The sequence below is a fragment of the Streptomyces sp. NBC_01233 genome, from assembly GCF_035989305.1.
GTDB lineage: Bacteria > Actinomycetota > Actinomycetes > Streptomycetales > Streptomycetaceae > Streptomyces.
On record NZ_CP108514.1, the window covers coordinates 7,406,138 to 7,430,830 of the forward strand.

Genomic DNA, 24,693 nt, shown 5'->3' on the forward strand with positions numbered 1-24,693 from the left:
TGGTGACGGGGTGGTGGGTTAGTTAGCCGCTCAGTCTCAGCTGCTCTTGCTGAGGCCGGGGAGGGTGCGGAACGGGACGCCTCGCCTGGCGAGGAACGTCGCAATCATCGCCAGGTGGTCGTCATCCAGCGCAAACGCGAGGAGACGGCGGGCGCGTGTCGCGGCTACGTACAGGACCCGAAGGGCCTCGCCGGTCTCTCCGGGCATCACGCGGGCAGGGCCTTCCGCCCAGGCTTTGACGAGGTCTGTCGAACGGCTGTCCTCCGGGGTGGCAGCCGGGATGACGACCAGCACCGCGTCTGCCTGATCGCCTTTCACTCCATGAACGGTACTGGCCCGCCCGACGGAGACGTCGGGAGACGAGGGCGCTCCGAAACCCACGATCTGCCATGCTGCTTTGCCATGCTTCTTGCAGGGATAGGCGCGCTGCACCTGGGGCACGAGACCGAGCAGGCCGGCCTTTGCCGTGAGGACACTGTGTGCCGCCCGACTCCATTCGGCTGCCGGCATGTCCAGCGGAGGTAGGGCGCGAAGGACTGACTGCTCGGCTACGTGCAGTTCCAGTGGACTGAGTCCTTGATGAGCAAGGTTGACAGGCTCAGGGGTGTCGGGCTGGCCGTACCAGTGCCGCAGAACGGCTTCGCGTAGCACCTTGTGGGCGCGTTCCTGGTGCCTGGTCGACGCACCTGGTGAACGCAGGACGGCTGTAGCCCAAATGAGTCGGCCCAGCTGGTCCGAGGGGGGAACTCGTGTTCCGGTGAGGCCTTTGGGCAGTGTCGAGTTACCGTGTGCGACCACAAGGCATTGACTCTGAGGGATCGCGAGTTGCTCTGCCGCCGCACCGAAGTCTCCCAGCCACTCGACGTCCTTCCGCCCTGTGGTAGGAAGGAGCGAGATCGGTGTTGCCTCGGCGTGATAGGGGCCTACCGCAGTGTCGCAAGGAGAGTTGGACGTGCGCAGCGTGTGCGCAAGGTCGCAAATAACCTGTGTGCTACGCCAGTTATGCGTCAGCCGGTGATCTGGAGCCGTACTGCTGAGCGGCTTGGGTACGGCAGTCGTGAGCGAGACCAAGTTCCTGAAACCGTAGATGCTTTGGTCCGGGTCGCCGACAAGTAGCAGGGGTATGTCGAGTTCACGCAGCATGTCGACGATCCGCAAGTCCTCATCGGAGCAGTCCTGGGACTCGTCGATGACGACTTCACGGAAGCGGGTGAGCAGTACCCGCGCGATGCGCTTGCGGCGCTCGGCATCGGACAGGAGGTGAAGAGCCATGTCGCGCAGCTGGTCCCCCGACAGGTAGCCCTGACTCCACAGGCGCTGCATCGCAGACGCTGCCCAAACAGTCAGCTTCTGCCGCCCGTCCTCGTCCCGCCGGAACCGGTGTGGGAGCCGGCGGATGATCGGTTGCGGGTCCGAGATGCGAACGACGCCTCCGCCGTACGAGAAGCTGAAGTCGTCCAGAGAAGCACCGTCCCTGCGAGCCTGCGGGTGGTCGCTCCACTCCTCCAAGCGCTGCCATATCTTGCCGGGCTTGGGCAGCAGGTAGGGGCGGAGAAGATGCCGCCAAACGAACGCGTCGAAAGTGCCTATGAAGTGGGGGAACTGGGCAAGCTCAGGGCGCCCTTCATCAACGCACCGCTTCCTGATCTCGCGGCCCGCGACCTTGGTGAAGGAGACCAGCGCCCGGCCCTGACGCGGCCCAGTCGGGCTGGCCAGATGACGTTCGACGATGGTACGGGTCTTTCCCGCGCCGGGGCACGCCTCGGCGCGGACGATGCGGCCGGGGCTGGTTTCCATGTTCACCAGTGCGCGTTGAGCAGCGGCGGCTTCAGCGCGCAGAACGGCGATGGTGTTGGTGGCGGCGCTGGGATCACGAGGGGTCATGACACCTCCTCAGTGACCCACATGAGAGCGTCCTTCAGGTACTGGGGCACCGCCATCGGGGTGGCCTCGCGCGGCCGCTCAGCAGCCACTGCCAGAATGTCCTGCGCGAGGTCGCCCTTGCGGATCAGTTTCCGCCCGTTGATCAACTCGGCCAGGGCCTTGGCCTGCTGGGCAGGCGAGCCGGCACCCACTGCCTTCCAGTGCTCTTCCCAAGCGATCGGCTTCTGCCGCTTCCAGGCATCCAGGACGATCTCGCGGTTGGGGCCGCCCGCACGCAGGAGTTCCGGCTCCAGCGTGAACTCGTTACGGAAGACACGGGCCAAGTTGTCGGAGGCCGTCGCTGCAATCATCTGCTCGAGCTCCGAGATGCGCCTTTCTGCGGCCTTCGCGGCTCCTGTCCCGGCATCACCGTCAGTGATGACAGCGACGCGTCGGGCTATCCGGAACTGACTCGCGCTGTCGACGGTCAAGAGGGTGCGGATGTACGGCATGAAGTCAACGCCGTCGATCGGAACGAGCGCGGTGCCGAGGAACCGTTGAAGCCGTTCCCGGCTGAGTGTGAGTCGTGCGAACTCAGGAAGGAGCAGGGCTTCGGCCAGACCTTCGACGAGGAGAACGCGTTGTCCGAACAGGAATGTGTTGCGCGTTGCGGTGAGATAGCTACGGAGCTTGATGTGGTCGTCCTTGCCCAGCGACAACCTGTCGACCGCGACGGCGGTGGTTTCGTATGAGGTGCTACGCGTAGACCCTTCGACGGCAGCAGCACCGGGTCGCTTTGGCCTGCGCTGAAGTACAACGAGATTCTTGGGCGCGACCGCGGTGGCGACGTGCGGTGAATGCGTGGTGACGATCACCTGGATCTGGCCGCGCCACGGGCTTTTGGAGTCCGCTTGGCGCCTGCTCTCCTGGGCCTCCTCCACGAGGTAGTTGAGGAGGATGGATTGGAGTTGCGGATGCAGGTGTGCTTCCGGTTCTTCGACCAGGAGAAGGGTGAGGTCGGCTTCCGCCGCATCTTGGAGCTGCGTCAGCACTGTGGCCATGAACAGCAAGTTCGCGTAGCCGAGCCCTGATTCGGCCAGGTCGCGGGGGTCGAGTCCGGCCTGCTCCATGCGCAGTCGCAACCCCCGTGCGATGGAACTGACGGAGGCGTCGGCGAACCCCAGGTCGACCGACTGAGGTAGAGCTCCCTCAGTGAGCCGGGCGAGACGGTTGCCGACGGAGTCCAGGGCATCGGGCAGCGGCGAGATCTTGCCGACCTCCTCGAACTGCTTGCCGACCTGGCGGAGGAATTCCTTGCGGTCCGCGTCGTCCTTGAGCAGTCTCTCGACGACAAGCTGGATGCGGCCACCGCTGCTGGATGCAAGTTCGCGCTGGGCATCCCGCAGCGGGGGCAAGTACAGGTGACGGATCCCCTCCCGGGCTCTGGGCTCGGGGTCGAGGTCGGCGGTCGCACCCTCACCTGCCCGCCACGACAGGGTGGCGCGCCGGAAGCCCTCCGGCGGGGGAGTGATCGTGAGGTGGTAGCTCGCCGTTTCTCCGTCCCGCTCGAAGGCTTGACTGAACATGTCCAGATCGCCGGGTGATCGTGATCTGTACCGGGCGGACAACTCGATGGTGTTGCGGCACCCTTCAGCATGCCCGTCTTCGGGGCAACCGTCCCGGTGGAGGTCGTCGCGGTCCGGGTAGAGGCCGCTGCCCTTGCCGTCCAGGGGAGGCGTCAGCAAGCGGATGGCATCCATCACGTTGGACTTGCCAGCGTTGTTCTCGCCGACGATGACCGTGACGTCGGGCTGGAAGGAGACCGTGGTGTCGGCGGCTGAGCGGAATCCTTGCAGACGGAGCTGATCGAGGTACATGGATGGGTCTCCGGTGCGGGGTGAGGCGTAGTACGCACGAGCAGAGATGCGCCGCTTCTGGCCCCTGCCGGTTGGCAGGGGCCGGGCGCTGGGAAGAGCCGGCCTTCGACCTGACGTGGTCAGGCGGAATGGCGGGGGCCCTGCCCGGGGGGCGGGGTGAGGGTGGAGCGGTAGGTGCCGGATTCGCCCTCAGCGAGCGGGGTCTCCAGGGTCAAGCCGGCGGCGTCCATGCGGTCGTACTCGGCGAGGACGAGGCGCTTGGTGCGGTACTCGCCGAACTTGGCGATCTCGTTGTTCTTGAGGCCGCCCGACTCAGTCCGGAAGGACTCCAGGATGTAGTCGGTGTCCTCGCGGGAGATCCCGTACAGGTGGAAGAAGTAAGCGTCCAACTCGGCACGCAGCTGGGCACGACGGTCGTCGTCCCATCTGAACGGTTCGCCCTCCTCGCCCAAGTCGCGGGCAAGGGGGGTCATGTCGTAGGCGGTGTAAACGAGTTCGAGGACACGGGGGAGGAGGAAGACGAGGTGTGGTTGGAGGTTGGTGGGGGTGGGGACGGGAAGCTGTTTCCAGATGAACGGTTTCATGTGAGCGTCACTGATCTTCTGGCGACTCACGAAGTCGAAGACAAGCGAAGACTGGGTGGCGACCATAGCCGCGACCAGCGGGGGTGCGACGCGGGGGAGCATCAGGGTGTAGGTGTTGCCGACGGCCGTACGGGGGAGGAAGGCGGGGATGGCGGTGCGCTCGTTGGTTGAGGCGGTGACGTCGCACCACCCGCAGAGCCAGTCGTGGTCCCACCTCTCCTCAGCGAGGCGTAGCTCGACCCCCTTGACATGGATGTCCTTGTTGTTACGTCGAGTGGGGATCGTTCCGTCTTGCTGAATCCAGTTGAGCGGCAGAGCCAGACGCGCGGGGTCTTGCAGCTCCTCGGCGGGCAGGTACCTGGGCTGATTCTGGCGGTTGACGGCGGTCGGGCTCTTCACGACATCGGCAGCACGGTGGTTGAAGAAGTCCACCATCTTCGCCTCATACAAGGGCAGCATCTGCTCCCCGTCTCGCTCGAAGACGTTGCCCTGCAGTTCCCAGCCCTCGGACTCAAGCCTTTCGCGGCTGCGGAACAGGTCGGAGTCGTCGGTCATGTCGAAGAGGCGCTTGAAGGACATGGCCCACGCGTTGCCGTCCTGGCGTCCCCCGTTCCACAGCACCGGCACGCGCCGGTAGACGCCGGCCGTGATGTCTGCGTCGCGCTGCGTGCGCAACACCGGCAGAGTGCCCGTGTTCGGGTTGATCCGAGCCAGGTCCTCGGGGTCCAAGGCGAATACCCGGTTCGGGTCTTCCAGGTCTGTGATGTCGGACAGGAAGAAGCCGACGCGGCTGGCGTCCGCGCGCGCGGCGTGGCCAGTGAGGGTGAACAGGCAGAACTTGTAGCTGGCGTGCACGCTCTCGAACCACCTGCCGCCCTGGGGCAGCGCGGGCGATTTCGGGCGGCGGTTCTCGAAGTCGTACAGCGACGCCAGAACCCCCCGCCGAGCGAAGTCACCGAACAGATACTGGGAGCTCGCACCCGTGGCAACCGCCGTCGGAAGGATCAGGCCGAAGCGTCCCTGGGGCGCAACCACGTTCGCCATTCGCTCAGCGAAGAGCTGGTCCGTCTGCAGGGAGTTGACGCCCTTGACCGTCAACCCCTTCGCGCACAACGGGAAGACCGCCGAGTCCCCCGCGAAGTGGAACGTCCCCTTGATTGCGCGCCGAGCCTGGCGGTACCGCTCTCCGGCCTCCGGGTTCTCTTCCTCCCACTCGGCGATGCGGGTACGGCGGGCCGTGCCGGAGATGTCTGCGATCTCAGGGGCAACCACGCTGAAGTACTGCTTGTCGTGGAAGTCGACCTTGTCCCACGGCGGGTTGCCCACCACGCACGTGAAGCCGCCGTTCCACCCCGTGGCCGGGTCGACCGCGCCCGTGTCCGCCGACGCGTCACCGTCCTCCGGAACCTCGAAGATCTCGGGGAACTCCAGGTGCCAGTGGAAGAAGGCGTACTGGTCGCGCAGGCGCATGATCTCGTCGTGCGTCGACTGCGGCGCAGCGTCACCCTCGGGGGCCTCCAGGTCCCGGAAAACCTTGTGTGTGATGGCTGGCGGGGCGTCCTCGCGCTTGACCCAGACGAACGCCGCGCACCACGCGTCCGCCAGGTGCAGGGCGCGCAGGTACTCGGCCGACGTCTCCCAGTCGCGGTAGGCGGCCTCCTTGCGGCGGACGTCGGTAAGGCTGTCGGCCGGGGACGCGGTGATACGGCGCAGCCCGCGGGCAAAGGAGGCGTTGGCGACCTTCGTCTCGGTCTCGACCTCGAACAGGCCGCCTTGGCCCTCGCGTTCCAGTGCGTTCCGGTTAAGCAGCGACCTTGCCCAGGCCTCGTCGTCGCCCTCAGCCTTCTTGAATGCCTTGTCCGGGATGCCGTCCCGCATCAGGGCGGGGGTCGCCCCGATCAGGCCGTTGCCGTGCTTGATGTGCGCGTCGAGGAATCCGAGGGGACGACCGGGCTCCATGGCCTCCAGCCACAGGGACACCTTGGCCAGCTCGACCGCCATGGGATTGAGGTCCACGCCGTACACGCAGCGCTCGACGACCTCGTGAAGGGCGTGGCGCACTGCCTCGGCTGTGGGCTCGGGGTTGCGCTCGCGCACCGCGGCGACGCGCTTGGCGACACGACGGGCCGCAGCCACTAGGAAGTGCCCCGACCCGCACGCGGGGTCGCAGACCGTGAGGGAGAGGAGTTCCTCGACGATCATGTCTGCAGGGTCGGGACGGCCGTTGGCGCTCGCGTTCCGCTCCCCACGCTTGACGGCGTCGTCTATCACCGGGTTGAGCGTCGAGTCGAGCAGAGTCTCGGTGAGTGCGGTCGGGGTGTAGTAACTGCCAGTCTTCTTGCGGTCGTTGCCGATGCGGTCGACCAGTTCGAAGGTGCGGTCGGCGGCGCTGTGCTTCGGGACCAGCTCCAGCAGCGCCTCGTACACCGAGCCGAGTTCCTCGGCACCCATGTGCAGGTAGTCGACGGGACGCCAGCGGGCGGAGCCCGCGTCGCGCACGCGGGCCAGGTGCTTGACCGCCTCGAACAGTTGGCGGTTGGCCAGCCGCGCACCGCGCAGGGGCTCGTCGGCGAGGGTGTCGTTGAAGAGGCCTCCGAGCCCCTTCAGACCCAGCTCGGGGCGGCCCTCCTCGGAGCCCAGCGCCTCGATCAGCAACTCCAGGGCACGGTACTGGTCGTCGTGGGCGGTGCCCAGGCGGCGCAGGGCATGGCGGCGGAGGCGAGCGGTAGAGAAGTAGCGGGTGAAGCGGTCGCGGGTTAGTTCGTCGGCTGCAGGATCCAGCAGGGCGCCCCGGTCCTCGGCGACGAAGAGGAAGATCATGCGGTAGACGAGCCGCAGCAGCGCCGTCTGGAAGGCGTGGACGTCCAGGTGTTCGCGGAGCTTGTTGTTGTGCGGGTGGCTCAGGAACCCGGTTCCGAGCACGGTGAGGGCCGCCTGGACGCCGTCGCGGAAGTGGTCCAGGGCCCGGCTGCCGGACTCGATGGCGACCGTCCGCCACTTCTCCAGCCAGCACCCCGAAGCAGCCGCCCCCTCCGCCACCGTGAACCGGGAGGCGTGGAGCACGCAGTACAGCAGCACGAACTCGCTGAACAGCTCGCCGTCGAAGATGGCTTCGAGGTCGAACTCGACGTAGGCCGCAGTCGCGAAAGATGAGGAGTCGCGCAGCAGGCGCAGGCGGCGGCCGTTGGTGAGGACTCCCCACAGGTGGGCCTCGGTGCGGTTGAGGCAGTCCTGCAGCATGGATTGGGCCGGGACGTGGCCGGCGGCCGGGCGCTTGTCCAGCTCCTGGTTCCAGGGGATGAGGTGGACCAGGGCAGGGCCGTGGCGGTGGGAGACCGGGAAGCGCTTCTCAGCGTCCGAGTCGGCAGGGATGCCCGCCGCGCCGACCTCCGTCAGCGCACCGAAGTCCAGCTTGCGGAAGAGCTGGGCGAGCCAGTCGGAGCCGGCCCGGCCGATGGGGTCGGCGGCGGGTGCGCCGGTGACGGGGTCGGAGGGCAGGGCGGTGCGCAGGTCGCGCCAGAGGGGCTTGAGATACTCCCAGGCGCGCTCGGCCTCGTCGCGCACGGGCACTGAGGCGGGCAGGCCGTAGTCGGCGGGCTTGGTGCCCGGCAGGTTCCGCGCCTCGGCGATGCGCAGCAGCATGTCGGCGGGGAGCAGGCCGCCGACTGTGGTGACGGCGGTGAAGGCCAGGGCGGTGCGGGTGGCGGCGGACATCAGGCTTCGGCTCCCGACGAGATGGAAACGGGCTGCTGCGGCAGGTAGACGTACACACCGAGGACGTCGGCGGGTTCCTGCGGGACGACCTTCAGGCCGCGGACGATCTCCTCGTTGGCCTTGCGGACCCGGCGGTGCGAGGCATCGAGTTCGGAGGCCAGGCTCTTGCCGTACTTGGTGAGGTGCGCGGACAGGTCCGGCAGGCCGTCCAGGGTGCGGGTGATGTGGTTGCGGGCCGACTGCTCGTGTGTGTTGGTGGTGGCGCGGGCCGCGAGGAGGGCGGTGGCCGCGTCGGCGTCCAGCCAACGGGCCCGTGACGGCATGCCCTCGTAGGCGAGCAGACGGGCGTCCTCGGCGACCACCTGTCGCTCGCCTGTGCGGGACGGCAGGGTGAGGTGGAAGCGATAGCGGACCAGGAGGAGCGTGGTGCGGGTGGTGACCGCGTCCGTTGTGACCACACCGCAGCGGCGGGCCGGGCGGGGGCCGAGAGCGTCCACGTCCAGCGCCGAGTCCAGGACGTACGAGGCGATGGCCCCGATCGCCGGGTCGGTGCGGACCAGCGCGGCCTCGCCGCGGGCGATCGCCGGAGTGTTGCGGAACGGGATCTCACGGTCCTGCTCGACGAGCCGGTTGCCGAGCGTGGCGGCGAGCGCGTCCTGCAGGCCGGCCGGGGTGCCACCGACCTGGGCGGTGAAGTCGCCGCTGCCGTTGCGCGGGTCGCGGACCAGCGCGTCCAGGTCGCGCAGCGCCTCGAGGGCGAAGTCGCGGACCTCCTCGGCGCCGCCGAGCGCGGCCCGTACGGCGGCGACCTCGCGGGCCACCTCCTCCGGGTGGATGGCACGCTGGGCGTACTTGGAGCGGGAGGTCTTCTCCCGCTCGGCGGCCGAGTTCCACTCGTGTTCGATGCGGTCGAAGGACTCCTGGTGGGTGTCCATTTCGAACAGGCTCTCCTGGCTGCCCTGCCGGCCGTGCAGCAGCAGCCACTCCACGACGGCATCGGTGACGCCGGAGGCGGTCTCGTCGGGGACGGAGACGGAGATACCCAGGTCCTTCTTGATCTGCCGGTGCTTCTTGAACAGCACCTCCAGGACCTTCCCGTCGATTCCGTTGTCCTCGCCGTACATGGTGATGACACGGACCTGGTCGCGCTTCTGGCCGTAGCGGTCGACGCGGCCCTCGCGCTGGTCGTGGCGGGTCGGGTTCCAGGCCAGGTCGTAGTGGACGACTGCGTCGAAGTGGTGCTGGAGATTGACGCCCTCGGAGAGGCAGTCGGTGGCGATCAGCACGCGGCGGACGGCCGGGTCGCCGCCCTCTTCGGCGGCCTCAGCGGCGAGCTGCTCGATGCGTTCCAGGCGCTGCTGCGGGGAGAGGGTGCCGGTCACAGCGGCGATCTTCGTCTTCTTGCCGAGCTTGCCGTCGAGCTGCTCGGCCAGGTACTCGGCCGTGGGGATGTAGCGGCAGAAGACGATCGGGTGGTAGCCCTCGGCGATCAGGTTCTTCAGATGGCGGGTGAGCGCCTTCAGTTTCGCGTCCTCGGCCGGGCCGACGAGCTGCGCGGCCCGCTCGGCAAGTTCCAGCAGTCGGGCACCGGCATCCTCCGTCTCGGCGGCACCCGGCGCGACGTCCATGCCTTCCAGCCGGTCGTTGTCCGCGGAGTCGGCTGCCACCGGGGCGCCCAGGACGTCCGCTTCGTGCGCCGTGCGGGCGGCGGCGGACTCGGAGCGGGTCTTCAGGGTCTGCGCAGCGGCCGCCGGCGAAGACACCATCGAGCGAAGTAGCGCGATTACCGACCACCAGGCGATGCGGGCCTCCCGCTTGCCCTGCTCGCCGGCCGCCTCGACGCGGTCCCTGGCGTAGGCGATGGCGTCGTCGAGCAGAGCCCGGTAGGCCGGGGTCAGCTTGTACGGCTCGTCCTTCGTCCAGCGGTCGGAGGGGAAGGCAGTCCGCTCGGCCAGGGAGTCGTCGGCGAGGCCGTCCTCCTTGGTGAGGTAGTCGCGGACATCGGCGCGCTTGCGGGCCACGAAGTGGTCGGCGAGCTTCGCCCGCCCCGCCGGGGCTTCCAGGTTCACTGTCGCCAGTTCGGGGCGCACCAGGCCAAGCAGATTACGGAACGCCGACTCCTTGCCGGAGTGCGGCGTCGCGGTCAGCAGCAGCAGGTGACGGTCGGCGTCGGCGGAGATCCTCCGCAGCAGCTCGTAGCGGAGCTGGTTAGAGGAGGAGGACGCGGCACCCTGAGCGGTGTCATCTGCGGCCACACACGTGTGCGCCTCGTCGACGATTACCAGGTCGGGGCAGTGCCGTACGAAGTCCTCACGGTGACGGGTCGACTTGATGAAGTCCGTCGAGATGATCGTGAACGGGTGCTTGTCGAACAGGGACTGGCCCAGCTCCAGACCGCGCTCCAGGCGCGACACCGTGGAGGCCAACACCAGCTCGGCGTCGATGCCGAACTTCTCCCGCAGCTCCCCCTGCCACTGCTCGGCCAGCGCCGGGGAGCACAGTACGGCCAGCCGGGTCGCCTCGCCCTGCGCGAGGAGCTCCTTGGCGATCAGACCCGCCTCGACCGTCTTGCCGATACCGACATCGTCCGAGATCAGCAGCCGCACATTGCGCTGCCGCAACGCCATCAGCAGCGGCACCAGCTGGTAAGCGCGGGGTTCCACAGCGATCGACGCCAGGGAGCGGAACGGGCCAGCACCCGACCGGAACCCGATGCGCAGTGCCGTGCGCAGCAGGCCGGCGGCGCGCTGGTCGCCCAGGTCGGCCGGGCTCGGCGCCGCGAACTCGGCGGGGCGTACGTCCTCGAAGGCCGGGAAGACGGCCGCGACGTCGTCCTCGCTACCGCCCAGCGGGCGCAGCACCAGCATGTCGGGGGCGCTCTCGGGCAGGACCACCCATTCCCGGCCGCGGGCGGCGACCAGGGAGCCGGCTGTGTACGTGAGGCTCATGAGATGTCTCAGTTCCTAAAGGTCGGGAGCCGGTGAGGCGATCAACGGAGCTGGAAGTAGGCGGCGTTGTTGTCCGTGATGGTGTCCCAGTCCGCGTCCGTCGGGAAGCGCAGGACATCCCAGCCTGCGTCCTCCAAGCGGTACCCGGCCTCGACGTCGCGGGTGGAGTCGGCCGCGCGGCCGGGGAGATCGACGAACACGGCGAGGTTGGCACCGTCCAGGCGAAACACCAGATCGGGGCGCGCCCCCGCCGCCTGCACGAGGACGTTGACCTCGTCCGGCAGCCGGTAGCCCTTCGCCCGCAGCCAGCCGAGCAGATCGCCTCGCGCGACGAGGGCAGTCAGATCCGCCTCCACCGGGGTCAGTGAGACGCTCTCAGAGGCGGCGTCCCCGCTGCTGACTGCGGGAGCAAGCCGACGGAACTGTTCGCTGCGGGACTCGCCGCGGTCCTCCCGCTCGGTGCGGGCGTCGGCCAGCCGCACCAGCAGCGGGTGAGCGGCGTGCCGGCTCAGCTGGCGATGGTGCGCCTGGTTGGCGTAGGTCAGCAGGCAGGCGTAGCAGCCGCGGGCACACTTCTCGTTGTCCGTCGGCCCGCCCTGGTCCTCGCCGGTGTCCGGGTCGAAGTGGCAGATCTCCAGTGCGGTGCGGGCAGCCCTGGCGAGGGCGTTCTTGTCGTGCTGGATCCGGCGCAGCACACCGGCGCCGCCCTCGGCGGCCTCCGTGAACAGCATGTGGCGGCGCGGGCCGTCGTCCGGGGGCAACAGCTCCGCGGTCAGCTCGGAGTCCTCCAGCTCGAACGCGGCCTCGATGCCCCGCTCGAGCGCGTACAGGAACGACAGGGCCACCGGCTCCGGCTGCGGCTCGTCCAGGGTGAGGACGAGGATGTTGCGGCGGTCCTCCACATAGGGCAGGACCCGCTTCTTGCGGCGCTTCTCGTTGCCGTCCTCGTCGACCACCGGCATCCCGGTGCCCTCGATGGCGTCCGCGGCGGCCCGGTCGTTGAGCCAGCGGCCGTCCCCCAGGTCCAGCCAGTAGCCGTCCGGCTCGCCCTCCTTGTCCCGTACGCGGCCGAGGTTGGTGATACGGACGGTCGCCGAGTCGCCGTAGTCCAAGTCGAGGACGGGCGCCCCTTCGGCGTCCGTGACGTGCGAGGTGAGCCGTCCCTTGCGGGCGCCGTGGCCCTGGAAGGCGTACGAGGTCTCCAGACGGAAACCGGCCCGGCGGCGCTCCTCTTCGTCGGAGGAGATCCGCTCGCGCGGGGTGGTGTACACGGTGTGGAGATGGAGCAGGCCGGTGCGCTTGCTCCGCAGCTCCTCGTGGCACATCGTGCACCTGTCCACGCCGGGCTTGACGGCGTAGTGGTAGCCGCAGCCGTCGCAGCGCCGCGCCTCCGCCGTCGCCAGGTCGCCCGAGGCGTCCGGCGGCAGCTGCACGCGGGTGACCTGGTAGCGGGCACCCTCGTGGTAGATGAGTGCGCCGGGGCCGAACTCCCGGATCGCGAGGAACCGGGGACGCTGCAGATAGTCGCCGTCGGCGTTGCGGCGGTTGCCGGAGCGCGGGATGTATGCGGCCAGGGGAAGCCGCGGGAAGCTGTAGCCGGGCAGGAAGCCCTCGGACGCGAGGTAGCGGTACGGGTTGAAGTCGCTCATCACCGACTTGCTGTCCGACGAGCGGTTGAGCAGCAGGTTCGTCTGCGTCTCCGCTTCGCGGCGGCGGGTGCGCGCCCGGCCCTGCTCGCCCTGCGAGAGGGTGTGGTCGACGACCCGCTTGTTCTGCTCGTACTGGTCGACGACGGCCGCTCGGAACAGCTCGCGCCAGCGGTCGAAGGAGTCGTCGAACCGCTGCGGGGCACGCTCGATCCGGTCCTCGATCCACTCGTCGTACCACCAGGTGGTGTCCGCGAAGTCCGCGATCAGCGGGGCGAGGACGGTACGGGCCGCGGCGACCGCGCGCTGGCGGGCGCCCTCGTCCAGGGACAGGTCGCGGATGTGGGGGAGTAGCGGCAGAGGCATCTGCGGGTCGGGGCGGTCGCTGCCGTCGGGGTCGTAGGCCACGTCGACGACGTCCGGGATCGCGACGCCCAGCTTCATCCCCGTCTCCGCGAGCCAGATGCCCTGGATATGGGACCGGACCAGGTCCTCGTTGGCGAGGTCCAGGCGTGGCGGCGCCACCTGCCCGGCCACCATGTCCTGGGAGCGGCGGAAGTAGTACTGGTCGTGGCTGTTGCCCGTCGCGCAGTACGTGGTCACCAGGGCGGGCTGACCGGAGCGGCCCGCCCGGCCCGAGCGCTGCGCGTAGTTCGCCGGGGTCGGCGGCACATTGCGCATCAGCACGGCGTTGAGCGAGGAGATGTCGACGCCCAGCTCCATCGTCGGCGAGCAGTACAGCAGGGGCAGCTCCGCCGTGCGGAACCGGCCCTCCCGCTCCAGCCGGTCCTCCGGGGTGACCTGCGCCGTGTGCTCCCGGGCGAACAGGCCGGCCAGCTCGGCCGCCGCCGTCCGGTACAGGTCGCGGAAGAACGGGTTGACGCGCGGGCCCTCCCCGCTGCTGTACGTGCGGGCCAGCGGGTCGATCGCGCCCCGCTCACCGCTGCCGGCACGCCAGATCAGGGCGGCGGCCGACACCCGGTAGCCGGTGCGCTTCTCGGCCGCCCGACGGCGGTAGGCGGGGCCGGCGTGTTCGGGGGCCGCCTCCACCTCGCGCACCACCTCCGCGTCGAGCAGCACCTTCAGCAGGTCCTCGATGACGCCCTGGACATCGTCCAGCGGCAGGGCACGCAGCTCGGGCATGTTCCGCCGGAGGTACTTGCCGAACTTGCCGCGAGCCGAAAGGAACAGCGCCGAGCGCTCCATACCCGGCTTCGATCCGTACGGGTAGGCGGTGCCGACGGCGGGCCGGTCGCCCTCGCTCAGGACCCATGGCCCTGTGAGACGCTCCTCGCTCGCCCGCAGCAGCGTGTCGAAGTCGTCGCGGAAGTACTGCACGTCGATGGCGAGGGCACGCCGCATGTAGTCGAGCAGCGTACGGGCGACCTCCTCGCGCAGCGCGGGGTCGGCCTCGCGCAGCACGGCGTGCGCGGCCTGCCAGCGGTCGGGTTGGGCGGCGATCCAGCCCAGGTCCTCGTAGTCGATCCGCAGCAGACCCGTCTGCTCCAGGTTCGGCATCGTGATGCGCCAGCCGCGCTCCAGGTCCCGGTAGAGCCGGTAGCCCACGACATCGCGGAAGGCCTTCGTCGCGCGGCGCTCCATGGAGGGAGCCAGGGCCTTGCCCTCCGCGTACTCGCGCGGCGACAACCCCATCACCTCGGTCACCGCTTCGGCGAGCTCGTCGTGCTGCAGGCCTTCCTCGCCCGCCCGTACGGCGGCCTGGTAGAGAGCACCGCGCAACTGGGTGACCTGGGCGAAATCATTGAAGTGGCCGGCCTGGAGCGAGGCGTCCTGCCGGTTGTCGACGAAGGTGAGGAGTTTGCGCGCCTCCTTGCCGAGGCTCTCCTCCGGCACCGCCCGCAGGGACTTCACGATCGACGCGGAGATCAGCGAGGTGGCCGAGGAACGGCCCTCCTGGTCCAGCGTGGCCAGCTTGGCGAAGTCCCGGCCGCGGGTCTGCTCGTACGAGACCTGGCAGTGCACGCAGAAGAGGAACGGCGCCGGGACGAACGCGGCCACCAGACCCTCGCCCGACTCGTTCCCGAACCCGTCCACGACGACCCGCTTGGGCACCCGGGGGCCGTAGGACTTCTTGACGACGGTCACGCCCTGCGCGTCCGTCTCGAGCCACGACTCCGGCAACCGCCGGTCGTCCACGGCCGTCTGCGGATCGGCCGGCCACTCGTAGTCCTCCCCAGGCATGCCGAGGTACAGGTAACCCTCACCGTCGCGGCCCCCGGAGGCGGAGGTGTCCCGGCGCGGCTCGTACCGGAACGCACCGCTCTCCTCGGTTCGCCAGACGGTCAGGTACTCCTGGCCGCACTCACGGCAGAACGCCAGCGGGAACAGCGGCTTGCCGCCGCTGCCCGGCTGCTCCAGTTGGTACGTGCGGGTGAGCGGCCTGCTGAGCGGATCCTCCATCGTCGTGTAGACGGTGTCGCCCTTGGAGAGGAACTGGTGCAGCCGGAAGGCGAACAGGGGCCGCTCCGTCATCGGGTTCTTCGCCTGCGAACCCGCCTCCAGAGTGGTCCGGATCGCCTCGCGCACACTCTCCTCGGCCACGCCGGACTTCGCGGCGAGCTCGGCCGCCGCGTCCTCGACGGTCCCCGGGGCGCAGCGCCGGAACCGCCCTGTGCCCTCCTCGCGCTCCAGACCGAACCGCGACTCCAGCCAACGCGCCAGCGAGTCCTTCGTGAGCGCCTCGTAGGAACGGGGCGCCGCCGGCACCCGCAGCCGCTCGGCGGGCACTGTCACCGGCGCCTCCTCGGTGGCCCGGATGAGGGTCTCGCCGATGACACGCTTCGGCAGCACCGTCGTGCCGAACAATCGGCCGGCCACCTTGGCTACCTCGCGCCGCTGGTCCTCCCAGGATCCCTCGGTGGACATGGTGGCCGAGGTGCCGATGCACTGGAGGGTCGTCGAGGCCCGGCAGGCCTCGCGGACCCGGCGGATCAGGAACGCCACGTCCGCGCCCTGGCGGCCCCGGTAGGTGTGCAACTCGTCGAAGACGAGGAACTGCAGCCCGTCGGCCATGTGGATGAGGCTCGACCGGTCGTCCGGCCGGGTCAGCATGAGCTCCAGCATCACGTAGTTCGTCAGCAGGATGTCCGGGGGGTTCTTGCGCAGTTCCCGCCGCTGCTCGTCGGACTCCTGGCCGGTGTAGCGGGCGAAGGTGACCGGCTCGTTCCCCGCCCCGAATCCGTGGCGCAGGTACTTCTCCAGCTCCATCAGCTGCGAGTTCGCCAGCGCGTTCATCGGGTACACCACGATTGCGCGCACCCGGCCCCCCGCGCCGCCTGCCTGACGCTCCTTCAGGATGTGGTTCACGATCGGGACGATGTACGACAGAGACTTGCCGGATCCCGTACCGGTCGTCAGCACATAGGAATCGCCCGCCTGCGCGGCCTCGATCGCCTGCCGCTGGTGGAGATGGAAGGTCAGCGGGCGCCCGTCCGGGCGCCGTGAGCTCTCCTTCTTGCCCGCCTGGAAGATCTCGGCGCACTTGGGGTGCAGGATGCCGTCCCGCACGAGGTCGGTGACCTTGCCTCCGTCGGCGAAGAACGGGTTCAGCGACAACCACGGGTCAGGCCACTGCGACTTCGCCGCCATGTCGTCCTCGACGAAGCCGGTGATCCGGGCGTCCCGGATCACCGTCGCGCTCTTGGTGAAGCTCTCGTACTCGCTAATCAGGTCGGCGTGGATGCCGAAGACGTCCATCGTCTCGGGCAGGCGCGGCTCTCTGCGCGGCACAGGAGCGGGCGCCGCCGGGGTGCGCTCGGGGAGCAGGGCCCGCAGCCGGGCCACCGGGTTCATCACCTGCCAGTGCGGGGCAAGGAGAGCGGCCGTGTCGTCCGGCGCGAACGCGAGCGGGACCAGCACGTCACGGAGCAGGGCGGCGTTCTCAGGCCGCAGTTCGGCGTCCTTCTCGAGCAGGCGGTCCACCAGGCGGACCAGCTCGGCGGGCAGGTCCGGGCGCACCAGGGTCAGCAGCGGCGGCCGCGCGTGCTGGTGCTGCTCGGAGAGCTCGTACGGGGTCCGGGCGGAGAACGGCGGCTGCCCGATCAGCAGCTCGTACAGGATGCAGCCGAGCGCGTAGAGGTCGGCGAGCGCGGTGACGCGCTCGGCCCGGAACTGCTCGGGTGCCATGTAGCGGGCCGTGCCGACGCTGACGCCGGTGCTGGTCAGCCGGGTCTGGTCCGGATCGTCGACGATCGAGCCCATGCCGAAGTCGAGGATCTTGACGGTGCCGTCGCGGGTCAGCATCACATTGGCGGGCTTCAGGTCGCGGTGCACGACCCCGGCCGTGTGTGCGGCGGCGAGCCCGGCGGCGATCTGCGCCCCGATGGCGGCGACCCAGGAGACCGGGAGCTGGGGCTCCTCGTCGATGAGGTCCGCGAGCGGATGACCGTCGAGCAGCTCCATGGCGAGGAAGGGCAGACCACTGCCCCCAGGCGACTCGTCCACGCCGCCGTCGATCAGCCGGGTGAGGTTCGGGTGGCCCTGGGAGAGCATGCGCATGATCCGCACTTCGCGGCGGAAGCGGTCGATCTCCTTGCCGGTACCCGACGTGTCGACGGCGATCCCTGTCCGGCCGCGCAGCACGGTCTTGACCGCGACCTCCCGGTGTGGGGCGTCCGGGGTGGCCTGGAGGTCTTCGGCGCGGTGTACCTCGCCCATGTTCCCGCGGCCCACGATCCCCGTGATCCGGAAGCGTCCGCCGACCGTCTCCAGGCCCACTGGCCCTCCCCGATTCACCCGTCGTGTGCAAGGTGGGTACGTCCCCGCATGGAGCGTACACCTTTACGTGTTGACGAGATTCACACACTCGCGTTGACGTTGTCAACAGACTGACTGTGGAGTCGGCTCTGGCACGCCGCCCCGGACGCGCGGCAACCAGGTCGCAGTGGTCTCACCAGGCGGCCAGCGTCACCAGCATCTTGCGGTAGACCAGAGCGGTTCATGGGGCAGCGCGACGAGGCACTACAGCACGATCACTCATGGCCGCATAGTGCGCGGGTGGGGTGTCGCTGAGGTTGCGGTGTTGGGGGAACTGATCACACCTTGCTCGGACCTCATGACGTGCGAGCCGGCATCTCTCTACACGTGAATTCCGGCTACGCCAACCGGCGAGGGCATCGGATCCTTGGAGCCTCTGAACATCGCGCTGCCGGAGGAAGGCCATGGCTCCCTACCTGCATTACAGCCCCAGTCGGGATCAGAAGCTCGACGACACTAGGGCGGATCGGTCGCGCGTATCCGCGTCGGATCCCGTGGGCCGATTCCACGTGGCGCGACAGCGAGGTGGAAAGCCCATTGCGGTGCAGGCATGGCGCGTTACAACGGAGAATCCCGCGGTCGCTGACGCTGTGGGTGGGCTCTATGGAGGTGTGCCGCGGATGTTGGACGCCGGCGACGAGCACGTCGTCGAGATCCTGACTCGCCGCGATCACATCCCTGTCTTGCTGGATGGCCGCGGGGCCATCTCGCTTCGCATGGTGATGCGCGGAGCTGGTGAGACTTTCCATGTCTGCGACGGAACTCGGCTCTTGGAGCCGGTGGGCGCACGTGGATCGCTGTGTGGTTGTCCGGCGAGCCTGGCTGATCGCAAGGCGGCAGCCCAGGCAGGTCGCGGGCCGACACCTGAGGTCCGAATCGGCTTCCGGCTGGCGGACCTTCCCGGGCTGGGTGCGTTCGACCTCGTATCGACTTCGTGGGAACTCGCTGCCGAGCTGCCCGCGTTGGCTGCCGCCCTGGACACGGCGGCTGTTCCGGTCGTGGGTGTACTCCGGTACGAACTGGTGGAGTTCACCACGCGCTCTGGGATCGCCGCGAGCTACAGGCGGCCGGTCGTTGAGATCGGCAGGACCCAGGTCCTCGCCCAGGACGCCGTGCGACTTGCGGCGTGACGCTGGTCCGCTGCTTGTCGGCGTCGTACGGGGGGACCCCGAATTTAATCGGTGGTGCCGTGTCCTGGGGCGAGGCTATGGTTCTGCTCGTTCCAAGGCGCGGCTGTGTCGCTGCCCAGGGCATGGTGTTGGTTCGTTGAGAAGAAGCAGGAGGTGAGGACATTGATGACTGTCATGGTGACGGGCTCTGCCCGCATTCAGGAGTTCATCGTTCCCACCCCTGTGGTCTCCGGCTGACACCCACTCGATCCGCGCGCTCGGAGCGCGCCGCCGGGGCCACCCTTCGAAGGGTTTCCCCTTGTTCAACGCTTCGCTCTACCCGTCTTCTCTTTCCGCTGTCCAGCACCCGCTCGCCGTCTACGGCTGGGACGAGGGCTGGGAGGCCGAGTTCGCCCCGTACGCCGCGCAGGGCCTGGTCCCGGGCCGGGTCGTCCGGGTCGATCGTGGCCAGTGTGATGTGGTCACCCCTGACGGCGTCGTCCGTGCCGACACTGCGTTCGTCGTTCCTCACGACCCGATGAAGGTCGTGTGCACGGGGGACTGGGTCGCCGTCGACCCGGAGGGCAGTGATCCGCGCTACGCGCGGATGATCCTCCCTCGCCGTACGGCTTTCGTGCGGTCGACGTCGTCCAAGCGGTCCGAGGGTCAGGTGCTGGCCACTAACATCGATCACATCGTCATCTGTGTGTCGCTCGCGGTCGAACTCGACCTCGGGCGGATCGAACGGTTCCTCGCGCTCGCGATGTCCAGTTCGAGTGGCGAGGCACTGCTGCGTACGTCGGCGGACTCCTGGGAGTCCGGCGCGAAGATGCAGCGGAGAGAGGTTTACGCAGAACGTAACTCAGGGGGAATGTTCAAGGACCTCACCGGTGGGGTCGGTGACGACCTCGATGTTCACGCCGTGCCGGCGGTGCTTGGCGGAGTGATCGGCCCGGCTGTCGCCGACGCGGTCGGACTCGGCGAGGGTGCCGTCCAGCAGGAGGAACTCCGGATCATGCTCGCGCAGGGTCTTGAGCAGGCCAGGGGACCGGTCGGCCAGCAGGCCGGTCACGGCGGTGACGTACGCGTGGGCGGTGCCGACGGATATCCCGAAGCCGGACGCGATCCGGGTGAGGGTACGTGGCGGCGCAGGTACACCAGAGCGACGAGCGCCCGCTGGTGCGGCGGGAGTTTGCACCGTCGGTCACTCTCACGGGTGACGGTGAGCATCGTGACCCACTCGACCAGGGCATGCGGGAGGTCGAGTGCGGCAGGACGGGGAACCAACGAGGCTCCTGTGCCGGTGGGTTGAGACTTCGAACACCTCCCCCAACGGCACGGGGGCTTCGTGCGTTGAGGCCATCACCTCAACCTCACCGGCGTCACCCGATCAGGAGCCGGGCACGAGGACGAAACATCCTGCTACATGCTCCGCATTGTTGACTCTGAATTCGCCAGACTGATTTCAGCCAAAGGCAAAGATCACTCGTTCCGGCAGAAGTGGCCTGCCGGAAGGCCGGAAGTCGCCAGTCGCAGCGCAGTATTCGGAACGTGAGCCTTCCTCCTCGCCTGTCTCAGCCCGCCTACCCGGTACTGCTGGGCGGCACCCCCGAGCCCGGTCACGGCTGGGTGCACTGGCCCAGGAGCAGTGCGCTGCTCCGCGAGCCGTACGACGTACTCGCGCTCAAGGCGCGTCTCGACCACGATCGCGCCACCCGAGAGGATCACGCCGATCCCAGGCTGGTCGGACGGGTGGCCCGGTCGACCGACGCGCAGGCCCAGGCGGCACTCTCCCTGGCCCGCACGGCGCAGCCGGTGTGGGCGCGAGTGCCCCTGGAGCGGCGCCTGGACCTCGTCCGCGCCTTCCACCACCTCCTGCGGGACCGGGCGGAGGAGTTCGTCGAGGTCCTGGTGTCCGAGGGGCACCCGGTACGCGTGGCGCAATGGGCCCTGTCGGCGGCACTGAGCCTGACGCACCCGGACACGGTCGACCACGCCCGGGACGCCATGCTGTGGGAGGGTAAACAGGCCGGCCGCCTGGTCCGGCTGGTGCGCAAGCCCGACGGGGTGGTGTGCCTCAGTCCGGCACGCAACGCCCCCGTCCTCACCGCGATGGCCGCCGTACCGACCCTGGCGGCCGGGAACGCGCTGATCCTCAACGCACCGCCCGCGGTCCCTCTGAGCACCGCGTACGTCTTCCACGAGCTGGTCGCCCCGCTGCTGGCGGAGTACGGGGCCCCGCCCGGCACGCTCAGCGTGCTCTGCGCGCCCGCGCGGCCCACCCTGCGGACCTGGCTCGCCTCGCCCGACTGCGACGACATCTTCTTCTTCGGCGGACCGAGCCAGGGCGCCCAGCTCACCCGGGCCTGCCTGGAGTACGGCAAGAAGCCCATCATGGAGCTGGCCGGAAACGATGCCCTGGTGGTGTGGCGGGACGCGGATCTGCACCAGGCGGCCGACGCGGCTATGGAGCGGTATCAGGGCTCCGGACAGCTCTGCTTCGCGCCCAAGTTCACGCTGGTCCACCCGGCCGTGGCCGAGCAGTTCACCGAGCTGGTGCGCAGCCGGGCGCTCAGGCTGCGCGTCGGGCCTCCGGAGGATCCGGACGTCGTGCTCACTCCCGTCGTCAAGCGTTCCCAGTGCCAGGACGTGCTCGACGACGCCGTGGCCAAGGGCGCCGAGCTGCTGTGCGGGGGCGAGCTGGTCGACGTGACGGACACACCGACCCAGCGAGGGCCCTTCATCAGGCCGGTACTGCTCCGCGTAAGGGGGCTGCCGGAGGCGGCGACGATGCGGGCTGTCACGGAGGAGACGTTCTTCCCACTCATGTGCGTGATCGTTCCCGACGGCGCACCAGGCGCAGCAGGGACCGAGGAGGCCATCGACCGCGAGCTCCTGGACGCGCTGATCGCCTTCGTCAACGCGAATCCGTACGGGCTGCGCAACTCCCTGTGGGCCCAAGACCTGGACGTCATCCACCGGTTCACCGACGAGGTGACCAACGGCGGGGTGCTGAAGGTCAACGACAGCCACATCGGCACCCTGCCCGTCCTGCCCATCATCGGCGGTACGGGGCTTTCCGGTGGGGTGTTCGGCGAGGCCAACATCCCCTTTCTGCGTACCACTCGACTCCAGGGAATCAGTATCGGCACCGGCGAACCGGGGCACTTCGACCACCTCGCCGCTGCCGGACTCCGCCAAGCCTCCGGGCCGCCGTCCACGGCTGTCCGGCCGCACGAACACAGCGGCGCAGCCGCGCAAGAGAGGCATGCCCCATGACCGCGCTTTCCGGCACCCCCCTGCTCCACCACAAGATCGATGTCTGCTTCGGGCACTTCGACGCCGACGGCAGCGGCCAAGTCGACCGTGAGGATCTGCTCACCCTCGGCTCCCGGCTGCTGGCCAAGTTCGGCGAGCCCGCCACTTCACCCAAGGGCACCGCGCTGATGGACGGTATGACCCGCTTCTGGGACGCCCTCGCGGAGGCCGCCGACGTGGACGCGGACGGACAGCTCACCGCGGAGGAGTATCGCGCGGGCATGACGGGGGCGTTCGTGGCCTCCGCCGGAGGCTTCGACGCGTCGCTGCGGCCCCTGGCCCAGGCGGTGTGCACACTGCTCGACACCGATGAGGACGGTGAGGTGGACGAGAGGGAGTTCCAGGCCTGGCAGCAGGTCTTCGGCACCGCGCCCGAACACCGAGCCGCCGCGTTCAAGCACCTCGACACGGACGGCAGCGGCAAGCTGAGCGTCGACGAACTCCTCGCGGCGATGCGCCAGTACTACATCAGCCCTGATGCCGCCGCGCGGGGGAACTGGCTCTACGGCCCTGTCGCCTGAGCCCTGGAAGGGACAAGGCCCGGGTCACGGACCCGGGCCTTGTCCTTTGTGCGGGCATGCCGGCAAGGGTCAGTACAGCTCGTCGTCGTCACACCCGGCGGCGTAAGCCTGCGGCGCGGGGACGGACGGCACCGTGGCTGCGGCGAGTACTGTCGCGAGCAGGAGATTGCACGTCATCCGAGGATCCGCCAGTTGCGCCGCGAACCACCGCGTCGTGGCCGCCGTCAGGCACTGGTGTGTTCCGTCGGGCGCACGTGGATCGCTGTGAGCTACAGGCGGCCGGTGGTTGACATCGGCAGGACCCAGGTCCTCGCCCAGGATGCTGTACGACTCGCGGCGTGACGCTGGTCCGCCGGCTGTCGGGGGCGTCCAGGTGAGGTCCCGAATTTAATCGGTGGTGCCGTGCACTGGGGTGGGGTTATGGTTCTGCTCGTTCCAAGGCGCGGCTGTGTGTCGTTGCCAAGGGCACGGTGTTGGTTCGTTGAGAAGAAGCAGGAGGTGAGGACATTGATGACTGTCGTGGTGACGGGCTCTGCCCGCATTCAGGAGTTCATCGTTCCCACCCCTGTGGTCTCCGGCTGACACCCACTCGACTTCCGCGCGCTCGGAGCGCGCCGCCGGGGCCACCCTTCGAAGGGTTCCCCTTGTTCAACGCTCCGCTCCACCCGTTTTCCTCTTCCGCTGTCCAGCACCCGCTCGCCGTCTACGGCTGGGACGAGGGCTGGGAGGCCGAGTTCGCCCCGTACGCCGCCCAGGGCCTGGTCCCGGGCCGGGTCGTCCGTGTCGATCGCGGCCAGTGTGATGTGGCCACCCCCGATGGGGTCATCCGAGCCGACACCGAGTTCGTCGTTCCCCGCGATCCGATGAAGGTCGTGTGCACGGGGGACTGGGTCGCCGTCGACCCCGAGGGCAGTGACCCCCGGTACGCGCGGACGATCCTGCCTCGGCGGACCGCGTTCGTCCGGTCGACGTCGTCCAAGCGTTCCGAGGGCCAGGTGCTGGCCACTAACATCGACCACATCGTCATCTGTGTGTCGCTCGCGGTCGAACTCGACCTCGGGCGGATCGAACGGTTCCTCGCGCTCGCGATGTCCAGTTCGAGCGGTGATGCACTGCTGCGTACGTCGGCGGACTCCTGGGAGTCGGGGGCGCAGCCGCTGGTCGTCCTCACCAAGGCGGACCTCGTTCCCGACCCGGTGACGCTCGGGCACCTGGTCCAGGACGTGGAGGCCACCGCGCCGGGCGTCCAGGTACTGACCGTCTCCTCCGTCACCGGAGAGGGCACGGACGTCCTCGCCGCCGTCGTCGCGGGCGGCACCAGCGTGCTGCTCGGCATCTCCGGCGCCGGCAAGTCCACCCTGGCCAACGCGCTGCTCGGCGCGGAGGTCATGGAGGTCCAGGAGGCCCGCGAGGTCGACGGCAAGGGCCGCCACACCACGACGACCCGCAACCTGCTCGCCCTGCCGGGCGGCGGCGTCCTGATCGACACGCCGGGACTGCGCGGCGTCGGGCTCTGGGACGCCGAGACCGGCGTCGGCCAGGTCTTCTCGGAGATCGAGGAGTACGCGGAGCACTGCCGCTTCCACGACTGCGCGCACGAGGCGGAGCCGGGGTGCGCGGTGCTGGCCGCGCTGGACTCGGGGGAGCTGGCGGAACGCCGCCTGGACAGCTACCGCAAGCTGCTGCGGGAGAACCAGCGGATCGTGGCGAAGACGGACGCGCGGCTCCGGTCGGAGATCCGCCGCGACTGGCGCCTCAAGTCGGCGGAGGGCCGCGCCAACTACGCGGCCAAGCGCGGCGCCCGCTCCTGACCCACGCCGCCCGCGCGGAGCCCCACCCGGGGCTCCGTCCCCGGCCCCGCGCCTCCGTTGCCGGCGGGGCTGGATTCGGCTGAGCTGTGCGCGAAGGTGCCGCGCAGCGGCAATGTCAGCCCCGCCGGCGTCTGAGGCGCGGGGTCTGGGGCGGAGCCCCAGGTCTTTGGGCCCCGCCGCCCGCCCCCGCCACTGGCAGCGGAGGGCAGCGGCAGACCGGTCGGTTTTCAGACACTCTGGTGCCGCGGAGGGGCAGGTTCCGGCTCTGGTGGCAGCTGGGCAAATCGGGACCGTCGTCGCCCTTCCGGGCAGGTGGGAAGGGGGGCGCCCCGCCGCTCGGCCATCGGCCGAGGCGTGATGCGCGGCGCCGTCCCCGGCCAGTCGGCAGACGGTTCCACAAGGGTCAACTCTGCTTCGTGCAAAAGCGGTTCCGCCCGCCGTGGAGCCGGACGGGGAACGTGCCCGCCCCCGGTCGAGGCGCTCGCAGGAGGGTGTCCGGGCGGTCGGCAGGGGGTCGTCGGACGCC

9 protein-coding genes and 2 pseudogenes are annotated in these 24,693 nt (G+C 69.1%); 5 read left to right on the plus strand and 6 right to left on the minus strand.

Annotation, left to right across the window (positions count from 1 at the left end; genetic code table 11):
- Positions 1 to 36: 36 nt before the first annotated feature.
- The 5 genes from OG332_RS34785 to OG332_RS34805 form a co-directional block, all read right to left on the minus strand.
- Complete coding sequence (locus OG332_RS34785) at positions 37 to 1,884, minus strand: UvrD-helicase domain-containing protein (RefSeq protein ID WP_327417166.1); 1,848 nt, start codon at positions 1,882 to 1,884, stop codon at positions 37 to 39.
- Positions 1,881 to 3,740, minus strand: a complete 1,860-nt coding sequence (locus tag OG332_RS34790) for an ATP-dependent nuclease (RefSeq protein WP_327417167.1) — start codon at positions 3,738 to 3,740, stop codon at positions 1,881 to 1,883. Before OG332_RS34790 ends, OG332_RS34785 begins: the two co-directional genes overlap by 4 nt.
- Positions 3,741 to 3,859: 119 nt before the next feature.
- Entirely contained in the window at positions 3,860 to 8,038 is a 4,179-nt protein-coding gene (locus OG332_RS34795; RefSeq protein WP_327417168.1) for an Eco57I restriction-modification methylase domain-containing protein, read from the minus strand.
- Positions 8,038 to 10,986, minus strand: coding sequence for a DEAD/DEAH box helicase (locus tag OG332_RS34800; protein WP_327417169.1), 2,949 nt, complete (start codon positions 10,984 to 10,986; stop codon positions 8,038 to 8,040). Before OG332_RS34800 ends, OG332_RS34795 begins: the two co-directional genes overlap by 1 nt.
- A 41-nt stretch (positions 10,987 to 11,027) precedes the next feature.
- Entirely contained in the window at positions 11,028 to 17,369 is a 6,342-nt protein-coding gene (locus tag OG332_RS34805) for a protein kinase domain-containing protein (RefSeq protein ID WP_327417170.1), read from the minus strand.
- A 443-nt stretch (positions 17,370 to 17,812) separates the two neighbouring features.
- Here OG332_RS34805 and OG332_RS34810 point away from each other — a divergent pair, with 443 nt between their 5' ends.
- Together OG332_RS34810 and rsgA (OG332_RS34815) are read left to right on the plus strand one after the other, a co-directional pair.
- A complete protein-coding gene (locus tag OG332_RS34810) occupies positions 17,813 to 18,538 on the plus strand; it encodes a recombination directionality factor (protein WP_327417171.1) in 726 nt (241 codons plus the stop codon).
- 298 nt (positions 18,539 to 18,836) lie between these two features.
- Positions 18,837 to 19,310, plus strand: a pseudogene (gene rsgA, locus OG332_RS34815) (GTPase RsgA); the annotation flags it as partial.
- Positions 19,311 to 19,382: 72 nt separating this feature from the next.
- Here rsgA (OG332_RS34815) and OG332_RS34820 read toward each other — a convergent pair.
- A pseudogene (locus OG332_RS34820) lies at positions 19,383 to 19,804 on the minus strand (helix-turn-helix domain-containing protein); the annotation flags it as partial.
- Positions 19,805 to 20,068: 264 nt separating this feature from the next.
- Between OG332_RS34820 and OG332_RS34825 the strand changes: the two are divergent.
- From OG332_RS34825 to rsgA (OG332_RS34835), 3 genes are all read left to right on the plus strand, one after another.
- Entirely contained in the window at positions 20,069 to 21,796 is a 1,728-nt protein-coding gene (locus tag OG332_RS34825) for an aldehyde dehydrogenase family protein (RefSeq protein WP_327417172.1), read from the plus strand.
- Positions 21,793 to 22,356, plus strand: coding sequence for an EF-hand domain-containing protein (locus OG332_RS34830; protein WP_327417173.1), 564 nt, complete (start codon positions 21,793 to 21,795; stop codon positions 22,354 to 22,356). The genes OG332_RS34825 and OG332_RS34830 overlap by 4 nt, the downstream gene beginning before the upstream one ends.
- 644 nt (positions 22,357 to 23,000) lie before the next feature.
- A complete protein-coding gene (gene rsgA, locus OG332_RS34835; RefSeq protein ID WP_327417174.1) occupies positions 23,001 to 24,167 on the plus strand; it encodes a ribosome small subunit-dependent GTPase A in 1,167 nt (388 codons plus the stop codon).
- Positions 24,168 to 24,693 lie beyond the last annotated feature (526 nt).